Here is an 18,604-nt window from a genome sequence, read left to right as displayed (position 1 = left end):
GTCAGAAGACCTTGCCGGGATTGAGCAGCCCCAGCGGGTCGAACGCCGCCTTGATGCCCCGGTGCATCTCGACGCTCACCTCGCCCAGTTCGCGGGCCAGCCATTCCTTTTTCAGGACGCCGACGCCGTGTTCGCCGGTGATGGTGCCGCCGAGTTCGAGGCCCAGCGCCATGATCTCGTCGAAGGATTCGCGGGCCCGGCGCGACTCGTCGGCGTCGGTGTGGTCGAAGCAGACGACGGGATGGGTGTTGCCGTCGCCCGCGTGGGCGCAGACGCCGATGGTGAGGTCGTACTTCTGCGCGATGGCCGCCGTCCCCTCGATCATGGCGCCGAGCCTGGAGCGCGGCACGCACACGTCGTCGATCATCGTGGCCGGCTTGACGGTCTCCAGGGCGGTCAGCGACATCCGTCGGGCCTGGAGGAGGAGTTCGGACTCGGCGGCGTCGGCCGCGGGGACCACTTCGGTGGCACCGGCGGTGGTGCAGAGTGCGGCGACGGCGGCGAGGTCGGCGGTGGGGTCCGGGGTGTCGAAGGCGGCGAGGAGCAGCGCTTCGGTGGAGTCGGGGAGACCCATGTGGGCCATCGTGTTGACGGCTTGGACCGTTGTACGGTCCATCAGTTCGAGGAGTGACGGAGTATGGCCACGCTCCATGATCCGGCAGACGGCGTCGCAGGCGGCTGTCGCGGACGGGAATTCGGCGGCGAGAACGAGCTGCTGCGGCGGCTGCGGCTTCAGGGCGAGCACGGCGCGGACGACGATGCCGAGGCTGCCCTCCGAGCCGACGAAGAGCCGGGTGAGGTCGTATCCGGCGACGCCCTTCGCTGTCCGGCGGCCGGTCGTCAGGAGGCGCCCGTCGGCGAGGACGACCTCGAGGCCGAGTACGTACTCGGCGGTGACGCCGTACTTCACGCAGCAGAGCCCGCCGGACGCGGTGCCGATGTTGCCGCCGATGGTGCACATTTCCCAGCTGGACGGGTCCGGCGGGTAGTACAGGCCGTGTTCGTTGACCGCGCGGGACAGCACGGCGTTGATGACGCCCGGTTCGACGACGGCGATCCGGTCGACCGGGTTGATCTCCAGGATCCGGTCCATCTTGACCAGGGACAGCACGATGCAGCCGTCGGAGGCGTTGGCCGCGCCCGACAGGCCGGTACGGGCACCCTGCGGGACGACCGGCACACGCAGCGCGGTCGCCGTGCGCATGACGTGCTGAACCTGCTCGACCGTGCGCGGCAGCACCACCACGGCCGGAGCGCCCGCGTCACAGAAGCTCGCCATGTCGCGGGCGTACGAGGCCGTGACGTCCGGATCGGTGATCAGGGCCTCGGCGGGAAGGCCCGCGCGCAGTCGTTCGAGAAGATCGTCCATGATCCAAGCGTGACACCCGGGGCCAATGGTGTGAACCCGTCTGCGGCAGCGTACGCACAACACGGTGCGATCTTCATACTGACGCAGAGTGATCGACATGGATGTCATGCCGCAGCAGCCTCCGGAGTCCCCCCAGTCGGATCACGCGCCCCCTTCATCCGATCCGTACGACCGCCCACCGCAGACGTCGTCGCTCCCCGGCTCCGAACCGCCGCCCACCCCGGACCCCGCGGCGCCGGCCGAACTCCCGCCGGTCTCGTTGCACACGACGCTGCGCCGGGCCGCGGTCGGTGCGGTGGCGGCTGCCGTGCTGGTCACGGGTGCGGTCGTGTCCGTACCGGACGAGGAGAAGGAAGCCGCGCCGCCGCCCGTGCCGGGACCGGTCATGCGCGCCCTGACGGCGACGAACGCGGGCGCCCCCGTCTCCCTCGCCGATCTGACGGCGCTGATCGGGGACCGGCAGAGCTGGGTGGGCACGCATCCGTCCGACGCGCGGTCGTGGGCGGTGCTCGGATCGGCGTACGTGGAGTGGGGGCGGCGTTCCGCGGACGTGGCGTACTACGGACGGGCGGAGCAGGCGCTGAGGCGCTCGCTGGACGCACAGCCGGGCGACCGGGGGAACACGGCGGCCTGGGTGGGGCTGGCGGCGCTCGCCAACGCGCGGCACGACTTCGTCACGGCGAAGAAGTGGGGCGAGACGGTACGGGCCCGGCGGCCGAAGGACTGGACGGCGTACCCGGTCCTGATCGACGCGTACAACGGGCTCGGCCAGTACACGGCGGCGGGCCGGGCGGTGGAGAAGTTCACGGCGCTCCGCTCGGGCGTGCCGGCGCTCTCGTGGACGGCGCAGATGTACCGGAACGAGGGCCGGCGCGAGGACGCCCTGGCGGTCGCGCAGGATGCGGCGAACCGGGCCGCCACCCCAGCCGAGAAGACGGACTGCCTGTTCCGGCTGGGCGAACTGGCCTGGGAGCGGGGCGAGTCCGAGGAGGCGGTGGCGCAGTACAGCGCGGCCCTGCGGACGGACCGCGCCCACTCTCCGTCGCTCGCGGGCCGGGCGCGGGCGCTGGCGGCCCTGGGCCGTACGGACGAGGCTCAGCGCGACTACCGGGCGGCGCTGTCCCGGCTCCCGAGCCCCGCATACATGCTGGAACTCGGTGAGTTGTACGAGTCGCTGGGGCTGGACGACGACTCCCGGGGCCAGTACACGAAGCTCCGCGGAACCCTGACCCAGGAGAGCGGCCAGGGGGTCGACGAGTCCCTCCTCCTCGGCCGCTTCGAGGCCGACCACGGTGATGCGTCGCGGGCGGTGGAGCTGCTGCGGGCGGAGTGGGGCCGACAGCACCACAGCGCGGCAGTGGCGGACGCGCTGGGCTGGGCGCTGTACAGATCGGGCGACTCGCAGAGCGCGCTGGCATACGCGCAGCAGGCGGCGGACACGGGCGGTGGGACGGCCCTGTACGCGTACCACCTGGGCATGATCGAACAGAGGCTGGGGAACCACGGCCCGGCCCGCCGCCACCTGGAGGAGGCGCTGCGCACGAACCCCCACTTCAGCCCTCTGGACGCCCCACCCGCCCAGGAGGCCCTGGACCAGCTGGGCCGGACCCCGGCGGGTGACCCGCAGGAGGTGACCCCGGCACCCGAACCGACGCCTCCCCCGGAACTCCCTCAGCAGTCCCCGGAACCGTCCGCGCAGCAGGGCACCCTGGCGGCGGCACCGGCCGGAACGACGACCACGGACGCTCCCGCACTCCCGCCCTCGCACGCGCCGGGCAGCAGCTGACGGGGGCGCGGCGGAGACGGACGTGGCGGGGAGCACGAGGGGCGGGGCCTCCGGATCCGTCGGAGACCCCGCCTTCACGTGGGAGCCACCTGCTCAGAGGTTGCCGCGCTTCTCCTGCTCGCGCTCGATCGCCTCGAACAGGGCCTTGAAGTTGCCCTTGCCGAAGCCCATCGAGCCGTGGCGTTCGATCATCTCGAAGAAGACCGTCGGGCGGTCCTGGACCGGCTTGGTGAAGATCTGCAGCAGGTATCCGTCCTCGTCGCGGTCGACGAGGATCTTCAGCTCGCGCAGCGTCTCGACCGGTACGCGGGTCTCGCCCGCCCATTCGCCGAGGGTGTCGTAGTACGAGTCGGGGGTGTCCAGGAACTGGATGCCGGCCGCGCGCATCGTGCGGACCGACGCGACGATGTCGTTGGTGGCGAGGGCGATGTGCTGGACGCCCGCGCCGCCGTAGAACTCCAGGTACTCGTCGATCTGCGACTTCTTCTTCGCGATCGCCGGTTCGTTGATCGGGAACTTCACCTTCAGGGTGCCGTCGGCGACGACCTTCGACATGAGGGCGGAGTACTCGGTGGCGATGTCGTCGCCCACGAACTCCTTCATGTTGGTGAAGCCCATGACCTTGTTGTAGAAGCCGACCCACTCGTTCATCCGGCCCAGTTCCACATTGCCGACGCAGTGGTCGATGGCCTGGAAGGTGCGCTTGGCGGGCGGTTCGACGATCGGGGCCACGGCCACGAAGCCGGGGAGGTACGGGCCGTCGTAGCCGGAGCGCTCGACGAGGGTGTGGCGGGTCTGGCCGTACGTGGCGATCGCGGCGAGCACCACCGTGCCGTGCTCGTCCTTGACCTCGTGCGGCTCGGTGAGGCCCAGGGCGCCGTGCTCGACGGCGTACGCGTATGCCGCCCGTGCGTCCGGGACCTCGATGGCCAGGTCGACCACGCCGTCGCCGTGCTCGGCGACATGGTCGGCCAGGAAGCGGCCGTGGTCGGTGGATGCCTTGATGACGGAGGTGAGGACAAAGCGTGCCGAACCGTTGGTCAGCACGTAACTGGCGGTCTCGCGGCTGCCGTTCTCCGGTCCGGAGTAGGCGACGAGCTTCATGCCGAAGGCGGTCGAGTAGTAGTGCGCGGCCTGCTTGGCATTGCCCACGGCGAAGACGACCGCGTCCATTCCCTTGACCGGGAAGGGGTCGGCCTGCCGGGCGGTGTCAGGGGTGTTGTGCAGCGTCTCAGTCATAGGGGAAGGCTCTCCCCGCATCGCAAGGTGCGCAATAGTTCGCGTTCTCGCTGAGCAGTCTGTACACAGGTTTGCTTGGATGGGCGGACTATCTGTACATGGTGACCATGGGGGGACCCGTATGGCGATCGATCATCTGGACGGGCGGCTCATCGTGCTGCTTGCGCGCGAGCCCCGGATCGGGGTGCTGGAGGCGTCGCGCCGGCTCGGGGTGGCCCGCGGCACCGCGCAGGCGCGCCTCGACCGGCTTCAGTCGAATGGAGTCATCCGCGGATTCGGCCCCGATGTCGATCCGGCGGCCCTCGGCTACCCCGTCACCGCCTTCGCCACCCTGGAGATCAAGCAGGGCCAAGGCGCCGATGTACGGGCCCATTTGGACGGTGTCCCAGAAGTTCTGGAGCTGCACACCACCACCGGGCACGGCGACATGCTGTGCCGGCTCGTCGCCCGGTCCAACGCCGACCTTCAGCGGGTGATCGACCGGGTTGTCGGTTTTGATGGCATTGTCCGGGCCTCCACCGCGATCGTCATGGAGAACCCGGTGCCTCTGCGCATCATCCCGCTCGTCGAGCAGGCCGCGGAGGACAGCGACTGAGCCGAGGAGTGGCGTGTGAGCTTCTGGGAGTATCTGGGCAATCAGCACCAGCAGCTGCTCACCGACGCGTACCAGCACGTCAGCGCTGTGTTCCAGTGCATGGTCATCGCCACCGTGCTCGGCATCCTGATCGGGGTCGTCACCTACCGCAGCAGCTGGGGCGGTTCGCTGGCCATCACCACCACGGCCATCATCCTCACCATCCCGTCCCTCGCCGCGATCGGTCTGCTGATCCCGCTGGTGGGGCTCGGCGTCCCGCCCACCGTGATCACTCTGACGATGTACGGGCTCCTGCCGATCGTCCGCAACTCCATCGTCGGGCTGCGCGGCGTGGACCCGTCCCTCGTCGACGCGGCGAAGGGCATCGGGATGTCACGGATCGCCCGGCTCTGCAGGGTCGAGCTGCCGCTCGCCTGGCCGCCGATCCTCACCGGCATCCGGGTCTCCACGCAGATGCTGATGGGGATCGCCGCCATTGCCGCGTATGCCTCCGGTCCCGGACTCGGCAACGAGATCTTCCGCGGCATCGCCTCACTGGGCAGCGCCAACGCGCTCAATCAGGTCCTCGCCGGCACGCTCGGCATCGTCATCCTCGCTCTGCTCTTCGACGCCGCGTACGTCCTGCTCGGGCGGCTGACCATTCCCAGGGGGATCCGTGCCTGAGACCGACACCGGGGCAGCCAAGACGCCCACCGCCACCTCCGGTGCCACCATCCAGCTGGAGGACCTGACCAAGCTCTACCCGGGCAATCCGAGCCCGGCCGTGGACAACGTCTCGATGGACATCAAGGCCGGTGAGACGGTGATCTTCGTCGGGCCGTCCGGCTGCGGGAAGTCCACCACCCTGAAGATGATCAACCGGCTGATCGAGCCGACGTCCGGCCGGATCAGGATCAACGACGAGGATGTCACCGGCATCGACCCGGTGAAGCTGCGCCGCAAGGTCGGGTACGCGATCCAGTCGTCCGGGCTGTTCCCGCACATGACGGTCGCCGAGAACATCGCCCTCGTACCGAAGATGGTCGGCTGGTCGAAGTCGAGGGTGAAGGACCGGGTCGAGGAGATGCTCGATCTGGTCGGCCTCGACCCGAGGGAGTTCCACGGGCGCTATCCGCGGCAGCTGTCCGGCGGTCAGCAGCAGCGGGTGGGCGTGGCGCGGGCGCTGGCTGCCGATCCGCCGGTGCTGCTGATGGACGAGCCGTTCGGCGCCGTCGACCCGATCACCCGCGACCACCTCCAGGACGAACTGATCCGGCTGCAGCACGAGCTGCACAAGACGATCGTGTTCGTCACCCACGACTTCGACGAGGCGATCAAGCTGGGCGACCGGATCGCCGTGCTGCGGGAGCGATCGCACATCGCGCAGTTCGACACCCCGGAGGCGATCCTCACCAACCCGGCGGACGATTTCGTCTCCGGATTCGTCGGCGCGGGCGCGGCGCTGAAGCGGCTCAATCTGACCCGCGTACGGGATGTGGGGATCGCCGAGTTCCCCACGGTGACGGTCGACGACCCGCTCCAGTCGATCTTCAACAAGCTGCGCAGCGGCCCGCACAACGAGCTCCTGATGCTGGACCGCAGGAACCGCCCGTACAAGTGGCTGCGACGCGGCGACCTGATGCGGGCCCGGGGCTCGCTGGCGCGCGCCGGGCAGCTGGTCCACGACACGGTGACCCTGGACGCCACACTGCACGACGCGCTGGAGGCCGTACTGCTCGACAGCGGCGGACGGGTCGCGGCGACGGGTCGGCGCGGCGAGTTCATCGGGGTCGTCGACATGGAGACCCTGATGAACTCCGTACATGAGCTCCTGGAGGCCGACCGGCTCACCGCCATCGAGCACCAGCACGATCTGGAGGAGCTGCGTACCCATCAGACCGAGCAGGAGCTGGAGGGAGGTGCGGGCGCATGAATCCCCCTGACATGGATCCCCACCGGTCGGTGCCTCCGGGGCCCGGGGAACGCCCGTCGTCGTCCCGGCTGCCGGGCGAGCACGACGTCCAGGACGTCTTCCGCGACGAGGAGGAGGAACCCGCGCCGCCGCCCGCCGCGCCGCGGCGCCGGATCACCTGGCGCAAGCTGGTGCTGATGCCGGCCGCCCTGGCGGTCGTCCTCGCCCTCACCTATCTGTGGATCACCAACGTCCACCTCGACTCGATCGCGAAGAACGCGCTGGCCGGCGGCAATGTGCGGCTGCGCTGGTGGCAGCACGTCAAGCTGACCGCGATCTCCACCTTCTGGGTGCTGATCATCGCCATTCCGCTCGGGATCGCGCTGACCCGGCGCAGGCTGCGCCGGGGCGCCCCGCTGGTCACGGCCCTCGCCAACGTCGGCCAGGCAACCCCGGCGATCGGCCTGCTGGCCCTGCTGGTGATCTGGCTGGGCATCGGCCCGTCGACCGCGATCATCGGCATGGTGATCTACGCGGTGCTGCCGGTGTTCTCCAACACCGTGGCCGGTCTCAGGGCGATCGAGCCGAATCTGGTCGAGGCCTCGCGCGGCATCGGCATGTCGGCGATGGGGACGCTCACAAAAGTCGAACTGCCGCTCGCCGTCCCGCTGATCCTGGCGGGGGCACGGACGGCGCTGGTCCTCAATGTCGGCACGGCGACGCTGGCGACGTTCGTCGGCGGCGGCGGGTTGGGGGACCTGATCACGTCGGGTATCCAGACGCAGCGGATGCCGGTGCTGGTGCTCGGTTCCGTGCTGACGGTGGTGCTGGCGCTGCTGGTGGACTGGCTGGCCTCCCTGGTCGAGGTGGCGTTGACGCCGCGCGGTCTGGAGGTGGGGGCGTGAGCGCGGGGAAGGGGGCGGCACGGGGGCTCAGGGCGGCCGGTCTCCTCGGGACCCTGGTGCTGCTCGGGGTGGCGCCCGCCGGGTGCGGGCTGAAGAGCGGTTCGCCGATGGTGGACGACGTGGTGCCGGGCTCGGTCGGCCGGGGGAAACCACTGGACGGTGCCTCGCTGACCGTCACCTCGAAGAACTTCAGCGAGAACATCGTCCTCGGCCAGATGATCGGCCTGGTGTTCAAGGCCGCCGGTGCCGAGGTCCTCGACCGGACCAACCTGCCGGGTTCGATCAGCGCGCGCGAGGCCATCATCAAGGGCAGCGCCGACGCAATGTACGAGTACACGGGCACCGCCTGGATCACGTACCTCGGCCATGCGAAACCGATCGCCAGCCCGCTGAAGCAGTGGGAGGCGGTCCGGGACGAGGACCGGAAGAACGGGGTGACCTGGCTGCCGAAGTCCACCCTCGACAACACCTACGCGCTGGCCATCAGCAAGAAGAACAACGCGGAGCACCACCTGAAGACGCTCTCCGATGTCGCCGCGCTGTCGAAGATGGACCCGGCGGCGGTGACGCTCTGCGTGGAGAACGAGTTCGCCTCGCGCGACGACGGGCTGCCTGGGATGGAGAAGGCCTACGGGATGTCGATCCCGGCCGCCAACATCAGGAAGATGGACGCCGGGATCATCTACACCCAGATCTCGAAGTCCAACTCCTGCCTGCTGGGTGAGGTGTACACCACGGACGGCCGGATCAAGGCGATGGACCTCGACGTCCTCGTGGACGACAAGCATTTCTTCCCCAACTACAACGCCGCGCCCGTCATCCACACCGCGACCTTCGACAAGTACCCGGAGATCGCCGGGCTGTTGGACCCGGTCAGCAGGCGACTGACGACCGAGGTCGCGCAGCAGTTGAACGCGAAGGTGGATGTGGACGGGGAGGACCCGCACAAGGTGGCGAAGGACTGGCTGATCGCGGAGGGGTTCATCAAGAACGGGTAGCGGGCAACCGGGGCCGACGCCCCCGGAGTTACAAAGAAAATGTTGCAAAGAAGCGTTGCAAAGGCTCCTTTGCAAGTCTACAGTCGAGACATGGCACCGAACGAAGCCGACGGCGAGAAGCCGCTCGACCCGAACATCCACCGCGTCGACGTCCGCACCCTGCGCGTGCTGGCCCACCCCCTCCGGATCCGCCTGCTCGGCGCCCTCCGGGAGTTCGGCCCCGCGACCGCGTCGAAGCTCGGCGACCGGCTCGGCGAGTCCAGCGGCGCCACCAGCTACCACCTGCGGCAACTGGCCGCGCACGGCTTCGTCGAGGACGACCCGACGCTCGGCAAGGGACGCGAACGGTGGTGGCGGGCCGTGCACATGGGCACCGCATTCGACCGCAGTGCGGACTTCCTCCGCGACCCCGACCCGGAGGTGCGCGGCGCCATCGGAGTCGTCCTGCACGAGATCGCCACCACGCACACCCAGGAGCTCAACACCTGGCTCGGCACCATGCACGAATGGCCCGAGGAGTGGCTGCGCAGCTCGGACACCAGCGACTTCAAGATGCGGCTCACCCCGGAGCTCTCACTGGAGCTGGGCGAGAAGATCCACGACCTGATCGAAAGCTACCGGGACCGGGTCCCCGAAGGCACCGAGGGTTCGGCCGTCGTCCGCACCCATCTGCACATGTTCCCGCGCCCCACCGACTGAGAGGACTTCACCATGCACCCCGACACGCACCTGACGCTGCAGCGCCTTCACAGCACCGAACTGCGTCGGCAGGCCGACGGGTTCCGCCTGACGCGTACGGCCCGGGCACCGCACCGGACCCTGCGTACGCAGCTGGGCTGGGGACTGATCGAGCTGGGCCTGCGGGTCCTGCCGGACCGGCACGCCCTCTCCACGTCCTCACCTCGCGCGGTTTAGCCATGGACGGGGGGAACCGCAAGCCGCTCGCCGCGCTTCTCGCGGCCAACTGCATATCCACCGCAGGCACTTCGCTCACCCTGATCGGGGTCCCGTGGTTCGTCCTGCAGACCACGGGCAGCGCCGGCCGGGCCGGTGTCGTCGCCTTCTGCGCCACACTGCCGATCATCATCTCCGCGGTCATCGGCGGGCCCGTCATCGACCGGATCGGACGGCGCCGGATCTCCGTCGCCTCCGACACCGTCTGCGCACTCGCCATCGCCACCATTCCGCTGCTCCACTACGCCGGGGCGCTCGAATTCTGGATGCTCTGCGCCCTGATGGCACTGAACGGACTCGTCCACACCCCCGGCAACACCGCACGCTACGTCCTACTGCCGGACCTCGCCGAACACGCCGGGACCACGGTCACCCGCGCCGCCAGCCTCTTCGACGCCACCTCGCGCGGCGCCAGGATGACCGGCGCGGCACTGGCCGGGGTACTGATCGCGCTCGTCGGCGCGGAGACCGTGCTGCTGCTGGACGCGGCGACCTTCGGCGCGTCCGCGCTGCTCATCGCGGCAGGCGTACGAGGGGTACGGGCGGCCGAGCCGCGAAAGGCGGCGGCACCGGTCTCACTGCGCACGTACAGCCACGAACTGCGCGAGGGATACGCCTACTTGTTCTCCAACCGGCTACTGCTGGCCGTCGTGGTGATGGTGCTCTTCATGAACGGCACCGATCAGGGCTGGAACGCCGTACTGCTCCCGGTGCACGCCGAGCGCGAACTGGGCGGCGCACCCCAACTCGGTCTGCTCACCGCACTGTTCGGGGCCGGCGGGCTCACGGGCGCGCTGGTGTACGGGGCGGTGGGACACCGGTTCTCGCGGCGTGCGGTGTTCACGGTGTGCGTGGTGCTGTGCGGCGGACCGAGGTTCGTGGTTGCCGCGCTGACGGACACGACGCTGCCGCTCGCGGTGACGATGCTGCTGGGCGGCCTCGCGGGCGGGGTCCTGAACCCGATCCTGACGACGATGACGTACGAACGCGTACCGCAGCAGCTGCGCAGCCGGGTATCCGGAGCGCTCACCGCGGGCTGCGAGCTGGCGATGCCGGTGGGCGGGCTGCTCGCGGGGCTGCTCGTGGAGAGCATCGGGGCGGACGGTGCGCTCCTGGCGCTGGGCGCGGTCTACACGCTGGCGACAGTGAGCCCGATGATCTTCCCGGTATGGCGCACGATGGACGACCGGCCGTCCGCGGAGGAGCGTGCGGAGGCAAAGACCGACGCCGCCCGCTTCTAGCAGTCCCCAGGGCGTGTCCGGCTCGCCCTGCGTCAGCAGCTCGGAACCTTGGCCCCCTTGTCCAGGGCCGTGAGCGAGGACACCGCGCTCTTCAGTGTGGTGACCGGGATCAGCTTGAGCCCCTTGGGGAGTTCGGCGCCCGCCTCCTTGCACTCGGCTTTCGGTACGAGGAAGACAGTGGCGCCGTCGCGCCGGGCGGCCTGGGTCTTGAGCGACACGCCACCGACCGCGCCGACCGTACCGTCCGCCTCGATCGTGCCCGTGCCGGCAACGGCGCGGCCACCGGTGAGGTCCCCGCCGGAACCGTTGCCGTCGAGCTTGTCGACGATGCCGAGCGCGAAGAAGAGACCGGCACTGGGCCCGCCCACATCGGCGAGGTGCAGGGTCACGTCCACCGATCCGGGCGCCTTGCCGAGGTACCGCAGGGCCGCGTCCACGGCGGAGTTCTGCGACTTCTTCATGTCCTCGAGGTTGTGCTTCTCGATCTCCTTCTCGGAGCCGCCGGTCGGGTAGACCGAGCCGCGGGGCAGGATCGCCCGGTCGGTCCGGAACCAGCCGTCGATCACGTCACCGATGCCGACGTCGGCGGTCGGCCCGGTCGCGATGATGGTCGTCATCCGCAGTTGACCACTGGTGGGGCGGGTCGGCGTGCCCTTGATGCTGATCACGGGCGTGCCTCTGACGTCCCCGAGTACGTTCGCGGTCGTGCCCGGCTGCGCCACGGTGAACGGCAGCGGCGCGAAGGCGGCGACGCCGAAGAGGGCGGCGACGGGCAGGGCGCACAGGGCGAGGGCGCGGGGGCGCGAGAGACGAGTGAGCACTCACCCAATCTAACCTGGCCGGGTTCATCCGCCCGGCCGGTCCGGAGAGGGGCGAACCCGTCCGCCCGGCCGATAGTCCGCTCGCCGGGCCGGTTCGTCCTCGGGCTCCGGACGGGTTCGTCCTCGGGCTCCGGACGGGTTCGGCAGGTCCGCCCGGAGCACGGACCCAGCCCGCCCGAACACGATCCGGCCCGTCCGGCGGCGGAGGACAAAGCGGCCACCGGACGACCCCGGTACTACCGCAACGCGTCCGCGACCTCGCGCGCCGCGTCGACGACTCGCGGGCCGACCCGTTCCGGTACCGCGTCCGCCAGCATCACCACGCCCACGCTGCCCTCCACTCCCGTGACCCCGATCAGGGCCGCCGCCGCGCCGCTCGCGCCCGCTTCCAGCTCGCCGTGCGTGAGCGTGAACGCGGGCTCGGACATCGGCTTCGCCCGTGCGGCCAGGATCGCCCGGCCCGCGGCGCCCTTGTCGAGCGGATGACGGAAGCCGGCCCGGTAGGCCACGTGATAGTCGGTCCAGGTCGGTTCGACGACGGCAACCGCCAGCGCATCGCTGCCGTCGACCAGCGTCAGGTGGGCGGTGGCTCCGATGTCCTCGGCCAGGGACCGCAGCGCGGGCAGCGCAGCCTCCCGTACCAGCGGATGCACCTGGCGGCCCAGGCGCAGCACGCCGAGCCCCACCCTGGCCCTGCCGCCCAAGTCGCGGCGCACCAGGGCGTGTTGCTCCAGTGTGGCCAGCAGCCGGTAGACGACGGTGCGGTTGACGCCGAGTTTGTTGGACAACTCGGTGACGGTCAGCCCGTGGTCGGTGTCGGCGAGCAGCTTGAGGACGCGCAGTCCCCGGTCGAGTGTCTGGGAGGTCTCCGCGGTCACGACGCCCTCTCCTCTTCGGTGAGTGGCGGCACCCTCGCGGAGGTTGCGTCGCCGGTCCCAGCGGCGACGCACGGAGAGGCCGCCGGCGGCCAAGGCACCGGCTGTGCTCCGCGGCGGCGCTGCCACGGGGCGTTCACTTTTCGGGGACAGTAGCGAGCCAGTCCGCTCAGCGGAAGACCTCGTCCAGAATCCGGGCGCATGCGGAAGAGCGGCTGGGCCGCAGAAACGTAAGCGCCGGTCAGCGCGGCGTCGGCCGGATCCGGAACATCTACGCGCGTCCAGGTCGACCGACACCTTTGCGACGCTCCACGCGATCCACCGCAAACTCACGGTGAACGAATGTTGAATATTTCTGCTGCGTTCAGCGTTCTGGGCGGACGCCGCCGGGGCGCGGCACAAGGTCCACGACCTCCTCGGCCAGGGCGTCGGCCTGCACCGAGACCCGGTTCACCACAGCCGACAGGAATGCCCTGCTCGTCGTCGTCGCCGTCACCTGATGGCCACGGGCCACGAGCTGCGGCACCAGCCGCCGCCCGAGAACACCGGTCCCCCCTGCCAAGAACACCCGCATGTTCATCACCTTCCTGATCAGAACCTGTCTCTGAAACCCGGGACGAGCCAGCCCGCCCGTCTGTGACACGAGAGGTAATCCCGCGATCGACACGGTGCGCCGCCGGCGGGGTGGTGGCTGGTTCGCGCCTCCCCGCCCGCGTTGCGGAGCTGGTGACGATCCGCGCCGGCCGGATCGGCGACTATGCCGTCTGCGCCGTCCAGGGGCGGAGCTTCTCGGGGTTCCGGACTGCCCAGATGTGCGCGATCCGGTCGCCTGTGACGCCGAACGCGAACACCGCCACGGTGACGCCGTCCTGCTGCACCGCCAGACCGGCCTGAGCGTTGACCGTGCGCTCCAGGATCGTCAGGTCGGGGGCCCTGCCGACGAGATCGACCAGGTAGCGCGCGATCTGCCCGCCGCCTTCGACGGGGCGCAACTCGGCGCTGACGAGGCCGCCGCCATCGCCGATCGCGCTGGCGTCGGGGTCGAGCAGGCCGATGAGCGCGTCGATGTCCTTGGCTTCCCAAGCCCGCTTGAAGTCCCGGACGATGCCGGCACGCCGAGCGGCCGTAGCCTCGGGAGCCTGCGACGCACGGATGCGTCGGCGGGCCGAGGAGGCCAGCTGGCGGCATGCGGCCGGACTGCGGCCGACGACCTCGGCCACTTCGGCGAAGGAGTAGCGGAAGACATCGTGCAGGATGAACGCGACGCGCTCGGCCGGGGTCATCGAGTCGAGGACGACGAGGAAGGCCATGTGGACCGACTCGTCGAGGGTGACCCTCTCGGCCGGGTCGACCGTGGTGTCGCCCGGCCTCTCGTTGATCCACTCCGAACGTCCGGGCAGCGGCTCGGGGATCCATTCGCCCACGTAGCGCTCGCGCCTGGCCCGTGCCGAGCCGAGCAGGTCGAGGCAGATGCGACTGGCGACCTTCGTCAGCCAGGCACCGGGACGGTTGATGGCTTCCTGCTGCTGCCGGGACATCGCGTACCAGCGCGCGTAGGTCTCCTGTACGACGTCCTCGGCATCGGCCAGCGAACCGAGGAGCCGGTACGCCACGCCGATCAGTTGATGCCGCTCGCTCATGATCGCGCTCAGGCCAGGATCGAGCCCCCCGACTTCCGGCTCGGACAAGGTGTTCATGGTGTTACCGGCTCTCCTTGGTCGCATCTGCTCACACCAGTACGACGAGCCACCCCCTCGGAATGTGAGGTGGTACGTCGACCTCACATTCCGGGCGGTCGTCTCGTCGTACTGCTGAGACGAACACCAGTCATCGAACAGGAAGGCCCTTGACGCCATGACCGACCTTCAGGCCCTTACGGATCGCGTCGGGATCGAGGCGTTGCGCGGCGAGTTCACCGACGCGGGGATGATGCACGACTACGACCGCTTCGCGTCGCTGTTCACCCACGACGGCGCGTGGCGGATGCCCCACATCCCCGTCGAGTTCGTCGGCCGGGCAAAGATCCGCGCCGCGATCGAGCGGCTCCAGGATCACTGGGAGTGCTTCGTGCAGACCGTGCACCCGGGCACGATCCGGATCGAGGGCGACACCGCGGTCGGCCGTGCCTACGTCGCGGAGTTCGGGCGCATGCGCGACGGCAGTTCACACCTGAACTACTCCCTGTACCACGACCGCTACCGGCGCACCCGGGACGGCTGGAAGTTCACCGAACGCCTCTACGAGGTCAGGTACCTCGACACCTCCCCGCTGGCGGGCTCGGCATCCCACCCGGCGCGCGGGTCCGTCCGCGAGTCGTGACCGTTCCGGAACCGAGAGATCAACTACCTGTTTTCCCACCAGGAGCGACCCAGCATGTCAACCATGACCACACTCAGCGATCTGACCGGCGTCTACGTGCTCGACACCACCCGTACGCGGGTCGGCTTCGTCGCCCGGCACGCGATGGCCACCAGGGTGCGTGGCCATTTCGAAGAGTTCGAGGGCGGTGCGCACTTCGACGGCGACGACCCGTCGAAGTCCAGTGTCCGGCTCACGATCCAGGCGAAGAGCATCAAGACCCGCGACCAGCGGCGTGACGACCACCTGTGCGGCATGTTCCTCGACACGGACCACCACCCCACCCTCGTCTTCACCTCGACCACGGTGCAACAGCTCGCCGACACCGGCTTCAGGGTCACCGGTGACCTGACCATTCGCGGTGTGCCCAAGCCGGTCACCGTGGACTTCGAGCTGACCGGCGCAGAGAACGACCCACGGGGCGGCACTCGGGTCAATTTCAAGGGCGGCGTCACGATCGACCGCAACCACTGGGGCGTGAACTGGAATGCCACGACCAGACTTCTGGTCAGCGCGAAGGTGACGCTTGAGCTCGACGTCGTCGCGATCCGGCGGACCTGACAACCCGTCCGTGGGGCCGGAGGGTACGCCCACGCGCCTGCTCGTCCGTCCGTTTTCGGGTGAACGCGAACGCAGGTGTGATCGACCCCCGCCCTGTCCCTTACGGCTGTAACCGTCACCACAGAAAGAACGGAAGGACATCATGAGCAAGGTCTGGTTCGTCACCGGTTCGTCCCGCGGCCTGGGCCGCAACTTCGTCGAGGCCGCCCTGTCCCGCGGCGACAAGGTGGCAGCGACCGCCCGGAACCCCGAACGCCTCGACGAGCTGGTCGCCGCTTATGGCGAGGCGATGCTCCCGCTTGAGCTGGACGTGACCGACAAGGCCGCTGTCCACGAGAGCGTGAAGCGGGCCAAGGAGCACTTCGGCCGCCTCGACATCATCGTGAACAACGCAGGCTACGGCCTGTCCGGCGCTGTCGAGGAGCTGACCGAGCGGGAACTGCGCGACCAGTTGGAGACCAACCTGTTCGGCGCGGTGTGGGTCGTCCAGGCCGCGCTGCCCCACCTGCGCGAGCAGGGCGGAGGGCACATCATCCAGATCTCCTCGGTCGCCGGCGTCTCCGCATTTCCGCTCAGCGGCGGATACTGCGCCTCCAAGTGGGCCCTCGAAGGCCTGAGCGAATCCCTCGCCCAAGAGGTCGCCGGCTTCGGCATCAAGGTGACCCTGGTCGAGCCCGGCTCGTATGCCACCGACGCGATCGCCTCCGCCGTCCACGCCCCGGCCGACCCGCTCTACGGCGGTCTCCGTGAGAGCTTCGCCGCGTTCGCGAAGACGCTCGACTTCGGCGACCCGGCTGCCGCAGGCCGGGCACTCCTCAAGATCGTCGACTCCGAAAACCCGCCCCTGCGCGTGTTCTTCGGCATCCAGGGCAACCAGATCCTCCAGCAGGTCTACACCGACCGGCTCAAGACCTGGGCCGACTGGCAGGACCTCGCGCTGGAGGCGCACGGACACACCCCGCCGGCCCCGGCGGTCTGACCCGGCGACCGGACGACGCCGGCCCGGCACGAGGATCTCTGTCCCCGTACCGGGCCGGCACCTGCACCTGCACCTGCACACGAGCGGACTCACCTCATCCGGGTGGCCCACTCCTGCACCTTCTTGATCCGCTGCTGGATCTGCCCCGCCGTCGCCTCCGCGCTCGGCGGCCCTCCGCAGACCCGCCGCAGCTCGGTGTGGATCACCCCGTGCGGCTTGCCGCTCTGGTGCGTGTACGCCGACACCATGGTGTTGAGCTGCTTGCGCAGCCCAAGCAGCTGCTTGTGCGTGACCACCGGCCGGGCCTCCGCCGGCTTCTCCAGCAGATCGGCCTCCCCGGCGGGCTTCTGCCTGCTGTGCGCGATCTGCCGGGTCTGCCGCTTCTGCAGCAGCAACTGCACCTGGTCGGGTTCGAGCAGCCCGGGAATCCCCAGGTAGTCCTGCTCCTCCGCGCTGCCCGGGTGCGCCTGCATGCCGAACTCGGCGCCGTCGTACAGCACCCGGTCGAAGACCGCGTCGGACTCCAGCGCCTCGAACGGCAGCTGGTCCTCGGTCTCCTCGTCCTCCAGGCGTTCCGCGTCGGCGAGGAGCTTGTCCTCCTCGGAGAACGGGTTCTCCTCGTCGCTGCCCTTCTTGGGCTTGTCGAGGACGTGGTCCCGTTCGACCTCCATCTCGTTGGCGAAGTCGAGAAGCATCGGGATGGTCGGCACGAAGACGGAAGCGGTCTCGCCGCGCCGACGCGACCGCACGAAGCGCCCGACGGCCTGGGCGAAGAAGAGCGGGGTCGAGATGGTGGTGGCGTACACACCGACCGCGAGACGCGGCACGTCGACGCCCTCCGACACCATCCGGACCGCGACCATCCACCGCGAGTCGTCCTCGCTGAACTTGTCGATCTTCTTCGACGCGGCCTTCTCGTCGGAGAGGACCACGGTCGCCTTCTCGCCGGTGACCTTCTTGAGGATCTTGGCGTACTCGCGCGCGGACTCCTGGTCGGTGGCGATCACGAGCCCGCCCGCATCCGGAATGCCCTTACGCACTTCGGTCAGCCGCTTGTCTGCGGCGGCCAGCACATTGGGGATCCAGTCCCCGGTGGGCGACAGCGCGGTCCGCCACGCCTGGCCGATGGCGTCCTTGGTCATCGGCTCGCCGAGCCGCGCGGCGATCTCGTCACCGGCCTTGGTGCGCCAGCGCATGTTGCCGCTGTAGCTGAGGAAGATCACGGGGCGGACGACGCCGTCGGCGAGCGCGTTCCCGTAGCCGTAGGTGTAGTCGGCCGAGGAGCGCCGGATCCCGTCGTTCCCCTCCTCGTACACGACGAACGGGATCGGGTTGGTGTCGGACCGGAACGGCGTACCGGTCAGCGCGAGCCGCCGGGTCGCCGGGTCGAACGCCTCCTGACACGCCTCGCCCCAGGACTTCGAGTCACCGGCGTGGTGGATCTCGTCCAGGATCACGAGGGTCTTGCGCTGCTCGCACCGGTTGCGGTGCAGCATCGGGCGGACACCGACACCTGCGTACGTGACCGCGACCCCGTGGTACTCCTTGCTCACAGGTCCGGCGCTGTACTCGGGGTCGAGCTTGATCCCTATCCGGGCGGCCGCCTCCGCCCACTGCTTCTTCAGGTGCTCGGTCGGCGCGACGACGGTGATCTGCTGCACGACGTGGTGGTGCAGCAGCCATGACGCGAGGGTCAGCGCGAAGGTGGTCTTCCCCGCGCCGGGTGTGGCGACCGCGAGGAAATCACGCGGCTGCTCCTGGATGTACTTCTCCATGGCGCCCTGCTGCCAGGCTCGCAGCTTGCCGGCCGTGCCCCAGGGGGCGCGGCCGGGATAGGCGGGTGAGAGGTGGTGGGAGGCGGTAGTAGTCACGGTCTCCGGTTCGGGGCTCTCGGGTACGTGGGGCGCTGCCCGTACGGGCCGGGAGGGGCCCGTACGCGATACGACAACCGGGCCACCTTACCGGGGGGCCGGCCGGAACCCCGTATGAACGAACCGTGGTTCGGGACCGCTGAGACCCTCTTCACAGGGAA

At 69.5% G+C, this 18,604-nt stretch carries 18 protein-coding genes and 1 pseudogene; 12 read left to right on the top strand and 7 right to left on the bottom strand.

Annotated elements, in window-relative coordinates; genetic code table 11:
• Position 1 precedes the first annotated feature (1 nt).
• The gene (locus tag ACGFSA_RS18980) at positions 2-1,369 is read right to left on the bottom strand and encodes an FAD-binding oxidoreductase (protein ID WP_393305586.1); all 1,368 of its coding nucleotides are present in this window, start codon (positions 1,367-1,369) and stop codon (positions 2-4) included.
• A gap of 97 nt (positions 1,370-1,466) precedes the next feature.
• Here ACGFSA_RS18980 and ACGFSA_RS18975 point away from each other — a divergent pair, with 97 nt between their 5' ends.
• Positions 1,467-3,155 (top strand): tetratricopeptide repeat protein, encoded by a 1,689-nt coding sequence (locus tag ACGFSA_RS18975; RefSeq protein ID WP_393305671.1) that lies wholly within the window; start codon positions 1,467-1,469, stop codon positions 3,153-3,155.
• 93 nt (positions 3,156-3,248) lie between these two features.
• Here ACGFSA_RS18975 and hppD read toward each other — a convergent pair whose 3' ends face one another.
• The gene (gene hppD, locus ACGFSA_RS18970) at positions 3,249-4,394 is read right to left on the bottom strand and encodes a 4-hydroxyphenylpyruvate dioxygenase (RefSeq protein ID WP_393305584.1); all 1,146 of its coding nucleotides are present in this window, start codon (positions 4,392-4,394) and stop codon (positions 3,249-3,251) included.
• A 121-nt stretch (positions 4,395-4,515) separates the two neighbouring features.
• Here hppD and ACGFSA_RS18965 point away from each other — a divergent pair, with 121 nt between their 5' ends.
• The 8 genes and pseudogenes from ACGFSA_RS18965 to ACGFSA_RS18930 all read left to right on the top strand — a co-directional run bounded on the left by ACGFSA_RS18965 (position 4,516) and on the right by ACGFSA_RS18930 (position 11,051).
• Positions 4,516-4,989: an Lrp/AsnC family transcriptional regulator gene (locus ACGFSA_RS18965; RefSeq protein ID WP_266985129.1), complete on the top strand. Its 474-nt coding sequence runs from the start codon at positions 4,516-4,518 to the stop codon at positions 4,987-4,989.
• Positions 4,990-5,004: 15 nt separating this feature from the next.
• A complete protein-coding gene (locus ACGFSA_RS18960) occupies positions 5,005-5,652 on the top strand; it encodes an ABC transporter permease (RefSeq protein ID WP_393305582.1) in 648 nt (215 codons plus the stop codon).
• Positions 5,645-6,901 (top strand): ABC transporter ATP-binding protein, encoded by a 1,257-nt coding sequence (locus ACGFSA_RS18955; RefSeq protein ID WP_393305580.1) that lies wholly within the window; start codon positions 5,645-5,647, stop codon positions 6,899-6,901. Before ACGFSA_RS18960 ends, ACGFSA_RS18955 begins: the two co-directional genes overlap by 8 nt.
• Positions 6,902-6,912: 11 nt before the next feature.
• A complete protein-coding gene (locus ACGFSA_RS18950) occupies positions 6,913-7,785 on the top strand; it encodes an ABC transporter permease (protein ID WP_393305669.1) in 873 nt (290 codons plus the stop codon).
• A 53-nt stretch (positions 7,786-7,838) separates the two neighbouring features.
• Positions 7,839-8,783 carry a glycine betaine ABC transporter substrate-binding protein gene (locus ACGFSA_RS18945; RefSeq protein WP_393305667.1) on the top strand — a complete coding sequence of 315 codons (945 nt, stop codon included), beginning with the start codon at positions 7,839-7,841 and terminating at the stop codon, positions 8,781-8,783.
• Positions 8,784-8,873: 90 nt separating this feature from the next.
• A complete protein-coding gene (locus tag ACGFSA_RS18940; RefSeq protein WP_393305578.1) occupies positions 8,874-9,482 on the top strand; it encodes a helix-turn-helix domain-containing protein in 609 nt (202 codons plus the stop codon).
• Positions 9,483-9,494: 12 nt separating this feature from the next.
• On the top strand, positions 9,495-9,698 hold the full coding sequence (locus ACGFSA_RS18935) for a hypothetical protein (protein WP_393305576.1): 204 nt from the start codon (positions 9,495-9,497) through the stop codon (positions 9,696-9,698).
• Between the two features lie 2 nt (positions 9,699-9,700).
• Positions 9,701-11,051, top strand: a pseudogene (locus tag ACGFSA_RS18930) (MFS transporter).
• On the opposite strand, the gene ACGFSA_RS18925 reads toward ACGFSA_RS18930, so the two are convergent.
• The 4 genes from ACGFSA_RS18925 to sigJ all read right to left on the bottom strand — a co-directional run bounded on the left by ACGFSA_RS18925 (position 11,011) and on the right by sigJ (position 14,371).
• Positions 11,011-11,799: a S16 family serine protease gene (locus ACGFSA_RS18925; protein ID WP_393305574.1), complete on the bottom strand. Its 789-nt coding sequence runs from the start codon at positions 11,797-11,799 to the stop codon at positions 11,011-11,013. The pseudogene ACGFSA_RS18930 and the gene ACGFSA_RS18925 sit on opposite strands and share 41 nt — an antisense overlap.
• A gap of 236 nt (positions 11,800-12,035) precedes the next feature.
• The gene (locus ACGFSA_RS18920; protein WP_393305571.1) at positions 12,036-12,677 is read right to left on the bottom strand and encodes an IclR family transcriptional regulator; all 642 of its coding nucleotides are present in this window, start codon (positions 12,675-12,677) and stop codon (positions 12,036-12,038) included.
• A gap of 361 nt (positions 12,678-13,038) precedes the next feature.
• Complete coding sequence (locus ACGFSA_RS18915; protein ID WP_393305569.1) at positions 13,039-13,248, bottom strand: hypothetical protein; 210 nt, start codon at positions 13,246-13,248, stop codon at positions 13,039-13,041.
• Positions 13,249-13,429: 181 nt separating this feature from the next.
• Entirely contained in the window at positions 13,430-14,371 is a 942-nt protein-coding gene (gene sigJ / locus ACGFSA_RS18910) for an RNA polymerase sigma factor SigJ (protein WP_393305567.1), read from the bottom strand.
• Positions 14,372-14,528: 157 nt separating this feature from the next.
• On the opposite strand from sigJ, the gene ACGFSA_RS18905 reads away from it, so the two are divergent.
• The 3 genes from ACGFSA_RS18905 to ACGFSA_RS18895 all read left to right on the top strand — a co-directional run bounded on the left by ACGFSA_RS18905 (position 14,529) and on the right by ACGFSA_RS18895 (position 16,572).
• On the top strand, positions 14,529-14,993 hold the full coding sequence (locus tag ACGFSA_RS18905) for a nuclear transport factor 2 family protein (RefSeq protein ID WP_393305565.1): 465 nt from the start codon (positions 14,529-14,531) through the stop codon (positions 14,991-14,993).
• 63 nt (positions 14,994-15,056) lie between these two features.
• Positions 15,057-15,593 carry a YceI family protein gene (locus ACGFSA_RS18900; protein ID WP_393305563.1) on the top strand — a complete coding sequence of 179 codons (537 nt, stop codon included), beginning with the start codon at positions 15,057-15,059 and terminating at the stop codon, positions 15,591-15,593.
• Positions 15,594-15,735: 142 nt separating this feature from the next.
• Positions 15,736-16,572 carry an SDR family NAD(P)-dependent oxidoreductase gene (locus ACGFSA_RS18895; RefSeq protein WP_393305561.1) on the top strand — a complete coding sequence of 279 codons (837 nt, stop codon included), beginning with the start codon at positions 15,736-15,738 and terminating at the stop codon, positions 16,570-16,572.
• An 89-nt stretch (positions 16,573-16,661) separates the two neighbouring features.
• Here the strand turns inward: ACGFSA_RS18895 and ACGFSA_RS18890 are convergent, their stop codons facing one another.
• Complete coding sequence (locus ACGFSA_RS18890) at positions 16,662-18,443, bottom strand: DEAD/DEAH box helicase (protein WP_393305559.1); 1,782 nt, start codon at positions 18,441-18,443, stop codon at positions 16,662-16,664.
• Positions 18,444-18,604: the final 161 nt, after the last annotated feature.

It is taken from the genome of Streptomyces sp. NPDC048496 (assembly GCF_043200055.1).
GTDB lineage: Bacteria > Actinomycetota > Actinomycetes > Streptomycetales > Streptomycetaceae > Streptomyces.
The sequence above is the reverse complement of the archived record's forward strand: the minus strand, read 5'-3'. Positions and strand labels throughout refer to the sequence as shown.

What these genes read in the sequence shown, in the direction of transcription:
- ACGFSA_RS18950 (WP_393305669.1), top strand. Translation starts at nt 6,913, where the DNA reads ATGGATCCCCACCGGTCGGTGCCTCCGGGGCCCGGGGAACGCCCGTCG.
- ACGFSA_RS18915 (WP_393305569.1), bottom strand. Translation starts at nt 13,248, where the DNA reads ATGCGGGTGTTCTTGGCAGGGGGGACCGGTGTTCTCGGGCGGCGGCTG.
- sigJ (WP_393305567.1), bottom strand. Translation starts at nt 14,371, where the DNA reads ATGAACACCTTGTCCGAGCCGGAAGTCGGGGGGCTCGATCCTGGCCTG.
- ACGFSA_RS18975 (WP_393305671.1), top strand. Translation starts at nt 1,467, where the DNA reads ATGGATGTCATGCCGCAGCAGCCTCCGGAGTCCCCCCAGTCGGATCAC.
- ACGFSA_RS18905 (WP_393305565.1), top strand. Translation starts at nt 14,529, where the DNA reads ATGACCGACCTTCAGGCCCTTACGGATCGCGTCGGGATCGAGGCGTTG.
- ACGFSA_RS18935 (WP_393305576.1), top strand. Translation starts at nt 9,495, where the DNA reads ATGCACCCCGACACGCACCTGACGCTGCAGCGCCTTCACAGCACCGAA.
- ACGFSA_RS18965 (WP_266985129.1), top strand. Translation starts at nt 4,516, where the DNA reads ATGGCGATCGATCATCTGGACGGGCGGCTCATCGTGCTGCTTGCGCGC.
- ACGFSA_RS18895 (WP_393305561.1), top strand. Translation starts at nt 15,736, where the DNA reads ATGAGCAAGGTCTGGTTCGTCACCGGTTCGTCCCGCGGCCTGGGCCGC.
- ACGFSA_RS18940 (WP_393305578.1), top strand. Translation starts at nt 8,874, where the DNA reads ATGGCACCGAACGAAGCCGACGGCGAGAAGCCGCTCGACCCGAACATC.
- ACGFSA_RS18900 (WP_393305563.1), top strand. Translation starts at nt 15,057, where the DNA reads ATGACCACACTCAGCGATCTGACCGGCGTCTACGTGCTCGACACCACC.
- ACGFSA_RS18980 (WP_393305586.1), bottom strand. Translation starts at nt 1,369, where the DNA reads ATGGACGATCTTCTCGAACGACTGCGCGCGGGCCTTCCCGCCGAGGCC.
- hppD (WP_393305584.1), bottom strand. Translation starts at nt 4,394, where the DNA reads ATGACTGAGACGCTGCACAACACCCCTGACACCGCCCGGCAGGCCGAC.